Consider the following 15,000-nt stretch of genomic DNA (forward strand, 5'->3'; position numbering starts at 1 on the left):
CTTGCGGCCATGCTGCGGGGCCTGATCATCCTGACCCTGGCCATTGTGCTTGGCGCAGGCGCGTACTTCGTCCTGCGCGACGACGGTGTGCTTGAGCAGGTCACCGCTGAGCGCGTGGAGCAGGCGCTGCTCGACAACCGCGTGCCAGAGCCCATGGCGGCGTGCATGGGGCCGCGCCTCGCGGATCGGCTTTCGATTGGCCAGTTGCGCGCGCTCGAACGCGCCAAGCCCCAAGCGGGCGAAAGCACGCTGCCCTTGTCGACCGGCGAAGCCATGGCGCGGCTCAGGCGGATCGACGATCGCGAGGCGGTCGAGCAGGTGGTGATCGTCGCGGGTGGCTGCGGTTTCGATCTGATGATGCAGGGGTTCTGACGCCTCTTCCAAGCTCGCTTGCAATCCGTGGGCACCGCGCCACAATACGCCGCGTTGGACAGGGAGGCCCCGACATGATCCGCACACTTCTCGCGACCGTGTTGTTGGTCGCATCCTCGGGCGCGATTGCCATGGATGGCCATGAACACGCGGGCGCCACTGACGCGGCAGGCGAACGGGTTGGCACCGAATACATGGTGTTCGAAACCGGCGTGACCGGCGAAGCGCACGAGCAATTCCTGCGCGGTCTCGCGCTGCTGCACAACTTCGAATACCGCCGCGCCGCCGCCGCTTTTCGCAAGGCGCAGACGGCTGATCCCGATTGGGCGATGCCTTATTGGGGCGAGGCGATGACGCATAATCATCCGCTGTGGGAGTATCAGGATCGCGAGGCCGCGCGCGCGGCGCTTGCAAAGCTCGATGCGACGCGTGAGGGACGCCTTTCCAAGACCCGCTCAGCGCGCGAGGCGGCGTGGCTGGACGCGGCCGAGACGCTTTACGGGGATGGCGGCACCAAGGAGGAGCGCGATCACCTTTACCTTGCGAAGATGCGAGCGCTGCTGGAAGCCGATCCCACCGATATCGACGCGCGCGCCTTCACCGGGCTGGCGGTGCTCGGGACATCGCATGGCGGGCGCGATATTGCGCTCTACATGGAAGCGGCGGGCGTGCTGGAGCCGGGCTTTATGACGCACGCAATGCACCCGGGCATCCTGCATTACCTCATCCATTCCTATGACGATCCCGTCCACGCGCCGCTGGGTGAGCGGATGGCGGAACGCTACGCGGGCGTCGCGCCCGACGCTGGCCACGCGCAGCACATGATCAGCCACATCTACCACGCGCTGGGCCAATGGGAGGCCTCGCAGGAGGCCAATGTCAAAGCCGTGGCCGCAGCGAATGCGGCGCGCGGCACGGCCTATCATTGCGGGCACTATAACGAATGGCTGGTCTACGCGCTGGTGCAGCAGGGCAAGGATGCGAGCGCGAATGTCGAGGCTTGTCGCGAACAGGCGGGGCAGGAACTGGCGGCGAGCAAGCGCCCGCCCACCTCGATCGCCCAGCGTTCGGCGGCCACCAGTTTTGCGCGCATCGCGCTTTATTCGGGTGTGACCAGCGGCGATTGGGTCGAAGGCTTTGACTGGCCTGAAGACCAATTTCGCCGCGCGCAGTTTCACATGGCCAACGCCCGGCTGCTGCAAGCGCGCGATGACGCGCAGACTGCGGCAAAAGCGCTGGCCGAAATGAAGCGCGTGCACGCGGGTATCCTCGCCGCTTTGCCCGCCGAATACCCGGACGAGACGGGCCTGCAGGCCTGGAACGCGCGCGGAATCGCGCAAGGTGAGGCCATTGTGAAGCTTGCCTCTGGCGACACCGAAGAGGGTCTTGCCGCGCTGCGCGCCGCTGCGGAGGCGGAAAGCGCGCTTCCGGTCGTCTTCGGACCGCCCGTCATGGCCAAGCCGAGCTGGGAGTTGCTGGGCGAGGAATTGCTGGCGCTTGGCCGCAAACAGGAAGCCGCCGAAGCGTTTCGCGCCGCGCTTGCGTTTGCTCCCAATCGCAAGCTGTCGAACGAAGGACTCGCCGCCGCGACGGTCGGCTGACAGGTCTCTTGACGCTCGGTCCGACCGGTGGCCTTGCTTTCGGGAGGGCTCCTGGGCCAAACTGCGCACGAAATTCTGGGAGGGATTGGACCACATGATCAGAACCGTTTTTGCCGCCGCGCTGCTGGCCACAAGCGCTATCGCAGCCGCCCCGGTTCTTGCCGACAACCACACGATCGCGCCCGGCGAAGGCGCCGCCCAGCGCCTGCAAGAGGCGCTGATCCTCGCTGAGCCGGGCGACACGATCACGCTGGAGGCTGGCCGCTACGCGCTCACCGACGGCCTCAGCCTCGATGTCGAAGGCGTGACCATCAGGGGCGCCGGGATGGAAGGCGAAGGCGCAAGCGTCCTCGATTTCACAAACCAGCAAGGCGCGGGCGAGGGGCTGCTCGTCACCTCGGACAACGTCACCCTGCGCGATTTTGCCGTGGAAAACGCGAAGGGCGATGGCATCAAGTCCAAGGGAGCGGACAACATCATCTATCACGGTCTTCGCGTCGAGTGGACCGCCGGGCCGAAAGCGACCAACGGGGCCTACGGCATCTATCCGGTCGAAAGCTCGAACGTGCTGGTGCAGGACAGCTATGTGCGCGGCGCGAGCGATGCGGGCATCTATGTCGGTCAGTCCGAAAACATCATCGTGCGCCGCAACCGCGTGGTCGAGAACGTCGCCGGGATCGAGATCGAAAACTCGAACCACGCCGAAGTGACCGAAAACCTCGCGACCAGAAACACCGGCGGCATTCTGGTGTTCGATCTGCCGGGCCTGCCGCGCGTCGGCGGCGGTGACGTGCTGGTCGCGCGCAACGCGGTGATCGACAACAACACCGACAATTTCGCGCCCGAGGGCAATATTGTGGCCAGCGTGCCGGCGGGCACCGGCGTGATGGTGATGGCCAACACCAACGTGCAGATTTTCGACAACGCGCTGATCAACAACGACACCAGCCATGTCATGCTGATCGCCTACACGCAGGAATACAGCGATGACCGCTATCAGCCGCGCGCGGTGGATGTGGCGATCGGTGGTAACGTCTATTCAAGCGGCGGCACGAAGCCCGATTTTCCAGGCGGCGACACGCTGGCGGCGGCGGTGGGCGGAAAGCTGCCTCCGATCCTGGTTGACGGGCTTCAACAGGGCCTGACGGTGACCGACGAAGTGCCGGTGCTTTCGCTCGGCCTGACCAGGGTGGGGCAGCAACTGGCCGAGGCGTCGCCGCAGCCGTGGTCGCAGGCGGACGAGGTTTCATCCAGGCAACTCGCCGCCGTCTCGCTGCCCGAGGACATGGAGGCGCGCCTCCAGTGACACCGGGATTTCGATGGCTGGCTGGCGCCGCAGCCTTGCTGAGTGCGAGCATCGCGGCCAGCGCGCTACCGCCTTCGGGTGTCAATCACGCGGTGATCCTGGGCGAAGAGGGTTCGCCCCGGTTCCCGCGCCAGCTCTCGGACTACGGCTTCTTCCGCGACGCGAGGGGCCGGGAACCCGCCGCCAACCTCATCCCCTATGAACTCAACACCGCGCTCTTTTCCGACGGGGCGGACAAGCTGCGCTACATCGTTCTGCCCGACGGCGCGTCGATGCGCGGCGGCTCGGAGGGCGGCTTGCTTGACCTTCCCGTCGGCAGCGCGATCATCAAGACCTTTGCCTTTGGCGAGGGCGAAGACCAGCGCTACATCGAAACGCGCGTGCTCCTGCACCGCGCCGATGGCTGGCTGGCGCTGCCTTACATGTGGAACGAGGAGCAGACCGAGGCTCGCCTCGCGCTCGTCGGCGCGCGCATGGAGCTGACACGACCGGACGGGCGGACGATCAGCTACCAGATTCCCAACAAGAACCAGTGCAAGAACTGCCACCAGTTGAACGACGCGGTAACGCCCATCGGTCCCAAGGCGCGCAACCTGTCACGCGATTGGCTCGACGCGCAAGCGGCGAGCGGTCGGCTTGAGGCGGTGCCCGCCGTCCACGACACGGTCCCGCACTGGGAGGCGAGGGCGGACAGCGCGGACCTTGACGCGCTTGCGCGTGGCTACCTCGATGTCAATTGCGCGCATTGCCACCAGCCCGGTGGCAGCGCCTCGAACAGCGGGCTCGATCTGCGCTGGGAGCAGGGCGATCCCCACGCCATCGGTATCGGCAAGCCCCCGGTTGCCGCGGGTCGCGGGGCGGGCGGGCACAAGGTCTCGATTGCTCCGGGCGATCCCGACGCCTCCATTCTCGTTTACCGGATGAGCTCGGCCGAGCCCGGCGTTGCGATGCCCGAACTGGGCCGCTCGACCAATGATGACGAGGGCGTCGCGGTGATCCGCGACTGGGTTGAGAACATGGAGCCGGCCTCTTGAAGTGGTTCCTTCGTATCGCCGGTGTGCTGATCGCCGTGCTGGTGGTGCTGTTCCTCGTCTTCCGCACGCCAGACACCGACCCCGAGGAAATGCGGGCCAAATATGGCGGGCCGCCTTCGCAATTCGTGACGATCGCAAGCGGCCTCGATGTGCATCTTCGCGACGAGGGCACGGGAGAGGGGCTGCCGATCGTGTTGCTCCACGGCTCCAACGCGGACCTGCACACCTGGGAGCCCTGGGTGGAGCGGCTGAGAAAAGCGCACCGCGTCATCCGCTTCGATCAGGTCGGCCACGGCCTGACCGGGCCGGACCCGCAAAGCGATTACAGCCGGGCCAACTTTGCCTCCGACATTGCCGAAGTGCTCGACGCGCTTGGGGTAGAGCGCGCCATCATCGGCGGCAATTCGATGGGCGGCAAGCACGCTCTGGCCTTTGCGGTTGGCTATCCCGAGCGCGTCGCAGGCCTGATCCTTGTCGATGCCAGCGGCGCGCCGATGCCCGAAGAGGAAGACGACGGCGACGAAGACACCGGCAATATCGGCTTCACCATCGCCCGAACGCCGGGCATAAATGCGATAGTCGAGCAGATCACGCCGCGCCCGCTTATCCGCCAGAGCCTGGAAGAGAGCGTGTCCAACCAGGCGGTTGTGACGGAAGAGGTCGTCGATCGGTATTGGGAATTGCTGCGCTATCCGGGCAATCGCGCCGCGACCATGGGGCGCTTTTCCACGCCCTACGATGGTCTGACCGAAAGCGAGATTGCCTCGATCGGCGCGCCGACCTTGATCCTGTGGGGTGACGAAGACCGGTTGATCCCGGTGTCGGCCGGGCGATGGCTCGACGACACCATGCCCGACAGCGAGTTGGTGGTCTATTCGGGGATCGGCCATTTGCCGCACGAAGAGGCGCCCGAAGACACACTCGAGGCGGTCGAAACCTGGCTCGCTAACCTCAAAGTAACCAACTAAGCGTCTTCGCTGATTGACATATTCGTCCCCTATGGACGCGAGCCGAGGAACCTCGCTACACCGCTCCTGAGCGATTAGCGGATTCGAGGGACAGCATTTTGCGCAAGCTTGGGATGATTGGCGGCATGAGCTGGGTTTCGACCGCCATCTACTACGACCGGATCAACCGCATCATTCAGCGTCGCGGCGGGCCAATGGCGAGCGCGCCGCTGCTGATCGAGAGCCTCGATTTTGCGCAACTCCACGCGATCCGCGATGACAAGGACTGGAAACGCGCGGGCGAGGTTCTGTGCGAAAGCGCGAAGCGGCTGGAAGGTGCGGGCGCGCAGGGCCTGATCATCGGCGCCAATTCGATGCACAAACTCTACGATGAGGTCGCGGCCGCCATCGAGATTCCGATCCTGCACATCGCGGAATATGTCGGCGACGCGCTCAAAGCGTCCGGGCACAAGAGCGCCGCCCTGATCGGGACACGCAACGTCATGACCGAGAGTTTCTATCGCAAGCGGCTGGTGGCCAAGGGCATCGATCTGTTGCCGCCGGACATCGCGAATGTCGAAACCCTCGATAAGATCATCTACGATGAGCTGATGATCGGGAAGGTCACCCGCGATGCGCAGCGATCCTTGAAGACCATGATCACCAACAAGGCTCAGGAAGGGGCGGAGGCCATCGTGCTTGCCTGCACCGAGCTTGACCTGGTGGTGGACGTCGATGCCAACGTGCTTCCGGTGTTCGACTCGACCCGAATTCACTGTGACGCGGCGGCGAACTGGATTCTCGACCAGCAAACTGGGTAGCAGCGTGCAACTTGTCGCTTTCGTACAACGGTTGGTCCGAAGCGGGGAATGCACGGCGTGCAAGTCGAAAAAGTCTGTCCTAGGTCATGACGCACAAACTTGTCACTGAATAGCAACAGGCAGGTTTCGGGTCATCGGGTCGCACTCCGAGGATCCGAGGGGCCACTCGCCACCCCCCCAAAGCACCCGGCGAGTGGCCCCTTTTTTTGTCCCGCATTCTTCACGGCGCGCGCTGTCCACCTTTTACCGAGCGATAGATCAGGGGTTCACGTCCTGTTCCCGTTGAGCGGGACGGCGTGGGGGCTTACGTCAAGAGACGTGACGCACCGGGCCCCCTTCGCAGCAAACCCCGCCGCGCATGGCGGACGCGAATTTGCTCGACCGCGCGCGAGGGGAGCGACCGAATCCTCTTTCGGCGGGGAAGTGCGCGGCCCGCGATCGGACTTTCAACGCGACCGCGACCGCATCATCCATTCGATGAGTTTTCGCCGGCTCAAGTCCAAGACCCAGGTGTTTATTGCGCCCGAAGGCGATCATTACCGCACTCGGTTGACCCACAGCCTTGAAGTCGCGCAGATCGGGCGCGTGATTGCGCGGGCGCTTGGCGTGGACGAAGATCTGACCGAGGCTCTTTGCCTCGCTCACGATCTGGGCCATCCCCCCTTCGGCCACGCGGGCGAGGATGCGTTGAGCGAGGCGATGCAGCGCTTTGGCGGGTTTTGCCACAACGCGCAGGCCTTGCGCACGGTTATGCGGCTTGAAAGCCCCTATCCCGAGCACGATGGTCTCAACCTGACCTGGGATCTGCTTGAAGGCCTGGCCAAGCATAACGGCCCGGTGGCCGCGCCCAACTGGGCGCTGGCCGAACTCGATGCCGCGTTTCCGCTGAAACTCGGCGACTGGCCCTCGCTCGAAGCCCAGATTGCGGCGGTGTCCGACGATATCGCCTACGACAATCACGACATCGATGATGGGCTCCGCGCCGGTTTTCTCGATCTTGATGACCTCTTGCAGCTGGATTTCCTCGCGGATCAGTGGCGGAGCGTCGAAAAACGCTTTCCCACCGCCCCGCGAGAACGCCAGTTGCGCGAATTGGTGCGCGACCAGATTGGCGTTATGGTAAATGATGTGCTGGAACACACGCGCAAGGCCGTTGCCGGGATGGAGTCGGTGGCTGACATTCGCGCCTGTGGACGCATGTTGGCCGGGTTCTCTCCCGCTATGGGGCAATACGAACGGGCGCTTAAGAGGTTCATGTACGACAAGCTCTATTTCCACCCCGAACAGGTCGCCGCCGCCGAGCGCGCGCGCGACGTGGTGGCGCGGCTTTTTGCGGCCTATTCGCAAGACCCCTCGCTGATGCCGGAACGCTGGCGGGAGGGCCTGTGCGAAAACGAACCGGAGCGCTCGCGGCGGATCGCGGATTTCATCGCCGGGATGAGCGATCGGTTCGCCATGGAAGCCTGCGCACGGATTTACGGCACGCGGCCGGTTGGGCTGGTCAATGTCTGAGGGGCTGAAAGAGGGGGGGCTGCGCGGCCGAAGAGCGCCGGAATTTGGCAGCAAGTCCAAGACGTTCAAGCCGCCCCAGCGTATCGGCCTTGTCGGCGCGACCGGTCTGATTGGAACGACATTGATCCGGATCTCAAGCGCCGGGAACGTGGCCCGCATGGTCGGAATTGCGCGGCGCGAGCTCAAGATGCCGGAAGGCGCGCGAATGGAGCTGTTCGTTGCCGACCCTGAGAAATGGGGCGAAGTCTTCACCGCAGTGCAGCCGCGGTCCTTCATTTGCGCGCTCGGGACCACCTGGAGCAAGGCCGGAAAGAGCGAAGAGGCCTTTCGCGCGGTCGATCAGGATCTGGTGGTCAAGACGGCCAAGGCCGCCAAGGAGGCCGGGGTCAGCAACATGGTCCTGATCAGCGCAGCGGGCGCCGATCCGACCTCGAAGAATTTCTACCTTCAGGTGAAGGGCGAGACCGAGAACCTTGTGACGAAAATCGGCTTCAAACGGCTCGACATCCTGCGACCCGGCCTCTTGCGCGGGCGGCGAGTGGGCGATTTTCGCCCCGTCGAACGCATTGCGCTGGCGCTGAGCCCGGTGATCGAACCGGTTCTTCCCAGCAAATACGCGATGTATCATTCGGTTGAAGTCGAGCTGGTCGCCGAGGCGGCGCTGGGCCTGGCGATCCGCAAGGCTGCGGGCCGCTTTACGCACGACAACGAAGCCATGCGCCGGGCCGCGCGCGAATGGCGCTCCAAAGGGCAATAGCGCGCGCGTGGCCTGGGGCCTTGTCTTCAACGCCGTGAACCTCGCAGCGCTGGTCGCCTGGGCGCTGTTGATCCTCGCGCCGCGCTGGCCGGCCCTGCTTTCCGCCATCTTGTACCTGGGCATTGGTGGGCTGTGCACGCTCTACGCGGTGCTCCTCATCAGTGTGCTGGTTGGGGTGATCCCCGCGGGCGCAAACGGTTCGGCGGGTGGCGCGGATTTCACCACTATCGAAGGCATTCGCGCGATCTTCGGCAGCGATGTCGGCGTGGTGATCGGCTGGACCCACTATCTTGCCTTCGATCTGTTCGTCGGTCTTTGGATTGCGCGCGATGCGGACGCCAAGTTCTTCTCTCGATGGGTGCAGGCGCCGGTCTTGCTTGCCACCTTTCTGGCAGGCCCGCTCGGGCTGATAATCTGGCTGCTTGTTCGCGAGCGGCGGGCGAGGGCAAAGGGACGGTTTCAGTAAGGGAAAACCGCTGGACGAGCGCCCGCGCGCTGCTACTCTTCGGGCAAAGAGAACCCAGAGAAGAGAGAGATGCGGCCATGGTGACGAACCCCACCAAAGACTTCACGACATTCGATGAATACCTTTCCTACTGGGGTGCCGAGCGGCCCGATGGCCTTGCCTTCGAAGACGGCGAGCGGCGCACCACCTACTCCGAGGCGGACCGCATCACCCGGCAACTGATCGCCTTCCTTAAAGGCAAGGGCATTTCAACGGGCGATCGGATCGCCTGGCTTGGCAGGAATTCCGACCAGTATTTTCTGTTGCTCTACGCCTGCGGCCGAATGGGCGTGGTCTTGGCCCCGATCGGCTGGCGTCTGGCCCCGCCCGAGATCGGCTATATCCTCACCGATACCGGCGCAAAGCTCGTCATCGCGCAAGGCGAGTTCCTCGAAAGCGCCAAGACGGTGAGCGCAGGGTTGGAAAGCGGCCCGCAGGTCTTTGCAGCGGACGAAACCTTCCGCGTCGCCTCCATGATGGAGCCTGCGGCCCCGAACCCGCCTGATCCGTGCGCGCCCATCCTGCAGCTCTACACTTCGGGCACGACGGGCAATCCCAAGGGCGCCCAGCTTTCGAACCGCAACCTGTTCGCCCTGCGCAAGCCCAGCGTCGAGGCGAACCTGCCGTGGCAGAATTTCGAACCGACCGACTGCATCCTCGCCGCGATGCCGATCGCGCATATTGGCGGCACAGGCGTCGCCGCGCTCGCGGTTGCCAACGGGGTAAGGGTTCATGTCCTGCCCGAGTTTACACCGCAAGGGGCGCTGGCGGGGATCGAGAGCGGCGCAACGCTGATGTTCCTCGTGCCCGCCGCGATCCAGATGATGATCCAGCATCCCAAGGCGGCGCAGACCGATTTTTCAAACCTGCGTTTCCTGATGTACGGCGCCGCGCCCATGCCGCTGGAATTGCTCAAGGAAGCCGTGCGCACCATGCCCACAACAGGCTTCATGCAGGTCTACGGGATGACCGAGACGACCGGGGCGATTTCGCTGCTGCCGCCCGAGGACCACGATCTGGAAGGCAACCGGCGCATGCGCTCGGCCGGCAAGGCGGTGCCCGGCGTTGAGATCGAAGTTCGCGGCGAAGACAACAAGGAGCTCCCGCGCGGCGAGATCGGGGAGATTTGCGTTCTCTCGCCCTCCAACACCGCTGGATACTGGCAACTTCCCGAAGCGACCGCAAAGACCATCGATCCCGACGGCTGGTTGCACACAGGCGATGCCGGGATCATGGACGAGGACGGCTACGTCTACATTCAGGACCGGATCAAGGACATGATCATCTCAGGCGGCGAGAATGTGTATCCGGCGGAGGTCGAAAGCGCCATCTATGGCCATCCAGCCATCGCCGAAGTCGCCGTGATCGGCGTCCCCAGCGAGAAATGGGGCGAAGAAGTTAAGGCCTGCTGTGTCGTCAAGCCCGGAATGGAGGTCGATCAGGACGACGTCATTGCCTATACGCGCGAACGCATCGCCCCGTTCAAATGCCCCAAGAGCGTTGATGTCATTCCCGAAATGCCGCGCAACGCGTCGGGCAAGATTTTGCGCCGTCAGTTGCGCGCGCCCTTTTGGGAAGGGCGGGAACGGCAGGTCAACTGAGGCCAAGGCTGCGGCTGCCGTGAAGAAGCATGCGCCCGCCACCCTGCGCAATCGCGAGGCAATCCTTGAGGTCCTGCGCAAGGAATTGCCCGAGAACGGCACCGTGCTCGAAATTGCAGCAGGGTCGGGGGAGCACGCGGTGTACTTTGCCGGGCGCTTGCCCGCGCTCGATTGGCAGCCGAGCGATCCTGACCCCGAAGCCATCGCCTCGATCGCGGCCTATCGCGAGGACTATCCGGGTGAAAACCTGCGCGCGCCGCTCGAACTCGATGCCTCAGCGCCCGATTGGCCGGTGGCGCAGGCCGATGCAATCGTGTGCTGCAACATGGTCCATATCAGCCCGTGGGAAGCGACCGAGGGGCTGTTCGCAGGCGCCGCCCGAATCTTGAGCACCGCCGGAAGCCCTTTGGTCCTTTATGGCCCGTTTTTTGAGCAGGGGATCGAAGCTGCGCGCTCCAACCTCGCCTTTGACGCAGGGCTAAGAGACCGTAATGCGCAATGGGGCATCCGCACTGTTGAAGCGATGGACGCGCTCGCGGAACGCCAGGGCCTCGCCCGCAGCGCACGCCGCGCCATGCCGGCGAACAATCTGACGCTGGTCTATCGCCGCCCCTGAGCGCGCGCTTGCCGCGCTTAGTTGATGGCTTCTTCGCCCGCTTCGCCGACCGATTTGATATCGTCGCCCAACCCTTTGACAGTGTTGCAGGCGCTGGTGGTGATCAGCAGCACAGCGAGCATGGCGGCGCTGACGAGAGGGCGGGTCTTTGTAAGGTTTTGTGTCATGGCGCGCGATTACTCCGACTTGGCTGCCGCTTGCGCTTCGAGTGCGAGCAGACGTTCTCTATATGCGATGAGCGCCCCGGCGCCGATAATCAAGGGGGCTCCGATCCACAGGCTCCCCGGTGGCGCGCGGTCGAACACGTAATATCCGTAGGCGCTGGCCCATAACAGCGCGGTGTAATCCATCAGCAGGATGACGGCGGCTGAGCCGAACCGCAGCGACATCGTGAGCAGGATCTGCACCACGCCGCCGGTGACAGCCGTGGCGAGGATCAGGCTCCAGGTGATCCAGTCATGCGGACCGATGAAAAACGGAAAAACAATCGTCAGCGCGGGCAGGCTCAAAGCCGTGAACCAGAACACGATCCCCCAAGGGCTTTCGGACTTGTTGAGATCCTGAATTTGAAAGCTGATCACCGCCACCAGGAAAGCCGCCCCCAGAGCGACGGCGATGCCGGCGCGCGTAACATCCGCGCTCGCCCCGGCTGGCTGCATCACGATGAAGACGCCTGCGAAGCCGAACACGACTGCGAGGCTGCGGAACCGTCCGATCCGCTCGCGAAAGAACAGGACGGCTATCACGACAGCGAAAAAGGGGGCCGTGAAGCCCAGAGTGGTGGCCACGGCCAACGGCAGAAGCAGCACCGATCCGTAGGTGAAGACCATCCCAACAAGACCCAGGGCGGCGCGCGCGCCATGCGCCCGCAGGCGGTGCGTGCGGACCAGCGCAAACCGGCCGAACAGCGCGAGCCCTGCGCACAACACGACGAAAGTGATCGCCTGGCGCCAGAAGATCAGTTCAACCAGATGAGCGCCGCGTTCACCCGACAGCTTGACGAGCATGCCCATGGTGGCGAGCGCAAAGGCGGCGATAAGACGGACGCCGAGCGCAAGAAACGGGCGGGGGCGAGCGATCGATCCATCCATCTGCGCTCAGCGCTTGGCGCACAAGCAGGGATTGCGCAAGCGCCCGGCGCGCCTAAATCCGTTCGCGATGGATGCACTTACCCAATTGGCGCTCGCGAGCGATGCGGTTCAGGTCGCCGTGATCGGGGCCTTGTTCTGGATTATGGCGGCCTTTTGCGGGCTGATGGAATGGCGCCGGGGGCGCAATCGCTCGGTCGACCGGCTTGAGAAAGTGGGCTGGGTTCCCTGGACGCCGATTTTCCTGATGTGCGCGATGATTGGCGGTGGCTGTCTGGCGATGGGCCTGCCGGGTGTGCTTGGCAGTTCGTGAGCTGATCTCCCAGTCGTCCCGCAGAGATGCGAGGGAAGGATCAGGTGCTCTTTCCTACACCACCCTGAAAATGGCAGAAACGCTGGTGTTCTTTGACAATCGAAGCCCAAATCGGCGCCAAACCATGTTGGATAAGTGTCAACTTAGCCTTTTCTGGCATAAGTAGATGAATTATATAGATAGTTGATCAAAAAACGCGGGTGACAGGGTGTCACCTTCGTCAATTTCGCTGTCACCGCGCGAAAAAGGCCGCGAGCCTCCACGAAGGCGCGAGCCTGTTGCAAGGGTAGCGTTTGGCTTTCTCAACTCCACGCCTTCGCCGGGGGGGCGCGCACGGGGTTAGAGGCACGCCTCCAGATACGCCTGGTCGAACCCGAATTGCCGCGCTTTTTCCAGCGTGTAGGGACGCAGGCCCGATGAGCGGAATTCGCCGAGAATCTTCCCGTCTTCGCTCTCGTCGAGATATTCGAACTTGAAGAGTTCCTGCGTGACGATGACCTCGCCTTCCATCCCGATCACTTCGGTGATGTTGGTGGTGCGACGCGAACCGTCGCGCAGGCGCTTGACCTGCACGATAAGGTCGACCGATTCCGCGATCTGACGCGAGATCGCTTCTTTCGGGATCTTGATGTCGCCCATCAGGATCATGTTTTCCATACGGCCCAGGCACTCACGCGGGGAGTTGGCGTGGAGCGTACACATCGAGCCATCGTGGCCGGTGTTCATGGCGGCGAGAAGGTCGAAACATTCCGCGCCGCGAATCTCACCCAGGATGATCCGGTCCGGACGCATACGCAGGGCGTTCTTCACAAGGTCGCCGATGGTGATCGCGCCCTGGCCTTCAAGGTTGGGGGGGCGCGTTTCGAGCGGCAGCCAGTGCGGCTGTTGCAAGCGCAATTCGGCGGCGTCCTCAATCGTCAGCACGCGCTCGCCCGGGTCGATCATCTTCGACAGGGCGTTGAGCATGGTGGTCTTACCCGAACCCGTACCGCCCGAAATAACGATGTTCATCCGGCACGCGCCCGCGATCTTCAGCGCGGTGCACATCTTGTCGGACATAGAGCCGAATTCCTTGAGCATGTCCAAGGTGATCGGCTTCTCGGAGAACTTACGAATGGAGATCGCGGTGCCGCGCAGCGAAAGCGGCGGCACGATGACGTTGACACGCGAGCCGTCTTTCAATCGGGCGTCCGCCAGCGGCGTTGTCTGGTCAACGCGGCGGCCGACCTGGTTCACGATGCGCTGCGCGATCTGGAAGAGGTGCTGTTCGTCGCGGAACCGGATCGGCGCGATGACGAGCTTGCCCTTCTTTTCGATGTAGGTCTGGTCCGGGCCGTTGACCATGATGTCGGAGACGTCCGGATCGTTCAGCAGCTCTTCGAGCGGACCAAAGCCGAGCAGTTCATCGATCAGAACCTTTTCAAGCGCGAACTGTTCGCGGCGGTTAAGCGTGACCTTCAGTTCGGCCAGCACCTCCATGATGATCGGACGGAATTCTTCGCTCAGCTCTTCCTTGGAGAGGGTCGCGGCGGCTTCGGGATCGACGCGTTCGAGCAGGCGCGGCAGCACCTGTTCCTTGATCTTGTGAACGCTCGCTTCGAACCCTTCCGGCGCGCCGCTTGCGGCCTGCACGGCGGCAGCGCGTTCGGCGAGACGATCCATCGCATCGGCGGTGCTGCCCTTGGCCGGAGCCGCAGGGGCGGCGGATGCGGCTGGCGCGGCGGACGGCTTGGGCTCGTCGCCCTCGCCGGGAAGCGGGGGGAACTGTTCGCCGCCTTTGGTCTGATCAGAGGCTCGACCGCTGCTCTTCATCGGACGGGCTACGCCGAAAGCGGGCCTGCCGCCCGGCTTCACTCCACCAGCGTTACCCTTTTTCCCGAATGCACTCATGCCAAGCCCCCAGGCTTCAATATATCGTCCGCAGCACCTCAAACGCCTTTTGGCGAATGGCACCTCTCGAAGAATGGTGAATATGCGGGAAAGCTTATTTTTTCCCTAAGGTGTGCTTTCGAGCCGCGTGCCTCTTACCGGGTGGCAAAGGGGGAAGTTCGCGCGGTTTTTCCGAGGCTTTGCGGCCAATCACGTAGAGCCGATGGTCGATCCCGCTAAAGCCTTCGGGCACAGCGGCGTGGGACGCGAGGAGAAGCAAACAGGCCAGCATCATGTGCCGAAGCCCGATTGGATAGACGCCAAGGGTGAAAGCAAAGGTGAAACCAAGAAAAGCCGGAGATCAGCAGGCGATGCCAGGAAAAACCGGTCGTCAGGTGCCATCACAGATGCACCACAGCAAACCAGGCAAACTCCGCGATCGGCTTAACCAGCGTCTTCCATTGCGGCGAGATACCACCCTGAAATGGCATCGGCAGGCTGTCCATTTTCAGGAACCATGAAACCACGTCTGACTGCATGGCCGTGGCCTTGCGGGCGCTGAACATGCAGGGCGCGGGCAGCGCGGTCCATTCCGCAAAAGCCGGAGCCGGCAAGCCACACCCATTGGGTACGCCGGGCGCCGAGTGCCAGAAGGACG

At 63.6% G+C, this 15,000-nt stretch carries 16 protein-coding genes; 12 read left to right on the forward strand and 4 right to left on the reverse strand.

The annotated features are described in order from the left end of the window. Nucleotides 1-9 precede the first annotated feature (9 nt). From QNI87_RS00415 to QNI87_RS00465, 11 genes are all read left to right on the forward strand, one after another. A complete protein-coding gene (locus QNI87_RS00415) occupies nt 10-372 on the forward strand; it encodes a hypothetical protein (RefSeq protein ID WP_300592453.1) in 363 nt (120 codons plus the stop codon). A gap of 74 nt (nt 373-446) precedes the next feature. Then, the gene (locus QNI87_RS00420) at nt 447-1,973 is read left to right on the forward strand and encodes a hypothetical protein (protein WP_300592456.1); all 1,527 of its coding nucleotides are present in this window, start codon (nt 447-449) and stop codon (nt 1,971-1,973) included. A gap of 94 nt (nt 1,974-2,067) precedes the next feature. Beyond that, on the forward strand, nt 2,068-3,279 hold the full coding sequence (locus tag QNI87_RS00425) for a parallel beta-helix domain-containing protein (protein WP_300592459.1): 1,212 nt from the start codon (nt 2,068-2,070) through the stop codon (nt 3,277-3,279). Then, on the forward strand, nt 3,276-4,313 hold the full coding sequence (locus QNI87_RS00430) for an SO2930 family diheme c-type cytochrome (protein ID WP_300592462.1): 1,038 nt from the start codon (nt 3,276-3,278) through the stop codon (nt 4,311-4,313). Before QNI87_RS00425 ends, QNI87_RS00430 begins: the two co-directional genes overlap by 4 nt. Further along, a complete protein-coding gene (locus QNI87_RS00435; RefSeq protein WP_300592465.1) occupies nt 4,310-5,281 on the forward strand; it encodes an alpha/beta hydrolase in 972 nt (323 codons plus the stop codon). Before QNI87_RS00430 ends, QNI87_RS00435 begins: the two co-directional genes overlap by 4 nt. Nucleotides 5,282-5,379: 98 nt before the next feature. After that, nucleotides 5,380-6,081, forward strand: coding sequence for an amino acid racemase (locus tag QNI87_RS00440; RefSeq protein ID WP_300592468.1), 702 nt, complete (start codon nt 5,380-5,382; stop codon nt 6,079-6,081). A gap of 318 nt (nt 6,082-6,399) precedes the next feature. After that, nucleotides 6,400-7,593, forward strand: coding sequence for a deoxyguanosinetriphosphate triphosphohydrolase (locus QNI87_RS00445; protein ID WP_300592471.1), 1,194 nt, complete (start codon nt 6,400-6,402; stop codon nt 7,591-7,593). After that, nucleotides 7,586-8,350 carry an NAD(P)H-binding protein gene (locus QNI87_RS00450; RefSeq protein WP_300592474.1) on the forward strand — a complete coding sequence of 255 codons (765 nt, stop codon included), beginning with the start codon at nt 7,586-7,588 and terminating at the stop codon, nt 8,348-8,350. The genes QNI87_RS00445 and QNI87_RS00450 overlap by 8 nt, the downstream gene beginning before the upstream one ends. Before the next feature lie 7 nt (nt 8,351-8,357). Continuing rightward, nucleotides 8,358-8,816 carry an abscisic acid-deficient protein Aba4 family protein gene (locus QNI87_RS00455; RefSeq protein ID WP_300592477.1) on the forward strand — a complete coding sequence of 153 codons (459 nt, stop codon included), beginning with the start codon at nt 8,358-8,360 and terminating at the stop codon, nt 8,814-8,816. A gap of 77 nt (nt 8,817-8,893) precedes the next feature. Continuing rightward, nucleotides 8,894-10,456 (forward strand): long-chain-fatty-acid--CoA ligase, encoded by a 1,563-nt coding sequence (locus QNI87_RS00460; protein ID WP_300592480.1) that lies wholly within the window; start codon nt 8,894-8,896, stop codon nt 10,454-10,456. A gap of 19 nt (nt 10,457-10,475) precedes the next feature. Beyond that, on the forward strand, nt 10,476-11,072 hold the full coding sequence (locus QNI87_RS00465; RefSeq protein WP_300592482.1) for a DUF938 domain-containing protein: 597 nt from the start codon (nt 10,476-10,478) through the stop codon (nt 11,070-11,072). A gap of 17 nt (nt 11,073-11,089) precedes the next feature. Here QNI87_RS00465 and QNI87_RS00470 read toward each other — a convergent pair whose 3' ends face one another. Beyond that, nucleotides 11,090-11,194: an Entericidin EcnA/B family protein gene (locus QNI87_RS00470; RefSeq protein WP_300595266.1), complete on the reverse strand. Its 105-nt coding sequence runs from the start codon at nt 11,192-11,194 to the stop codon at nt 11,090-11,092. Between the two features lie 54 nt (nt 11,195-11,248). Continuing rightward, nucleotides 11,249-12,163 (reverse strand): DMT family transporter, encoded by a 915-nt coding sequence (locus QNI87_RS00475; protein ID WP_300592485.1) that lies wholly within the window; start codon nt 12,161-12,163, stop codon nt 11,249-11,251. A 67-nt stretch (nt 12,164-12,230) separates the two neighbouring features. Between QNI87_RS00475 and QNI87_RS00480 the strand changes: the two genes are divergently transcribed. Continuing rightward, entirely contained in the window at nt 12,231-12,473 is a 243-nt protein-coding gene (locus QNI87_RS00480) for a hypothetical protein (RefSeq protein ID WP_300592488.1), read from the forward strand. A 339-nt stretch (nt 12,474-12,812) separates the two neighbouring features. Here QNI87_RS00480 and QNI87_RS00485 read toward each other — a convergent pair whose 3' ends face one another. Continuing rightward, on the reverse strand, nt 12,813-14,363 hold the full coding sequence (locus QNI87_RS00485) for a CpaF family protein (RefSeq protein ID WP_300592491.1): 1,551 nt from the start codon (nt 14,361-14,363) through the stop codon (nt 12,813-12,815). 380 nt (nt 14,364-14,743) lie between these two features. Further along, a complete protein-coding gene (locus QNI87_RS00490) occupies nt 14,744-14,956 on the reverse strand; it encodes a hypothetical protein (protein WP_300592493.1) in 213 nt (70 codons plus the stop codon). Between the last annotated feature and the right edge of the window lie 44 nt (nt 14,957-15,000).

This window comes from Erythrobacter sp., assembly GCF_030066995.1.
Lineage (GTDB): Bacteria > Pseudomonadota > Alphaproteobacteria > Sphingomonadales > Sphingomonadaceae > Erythrobacter.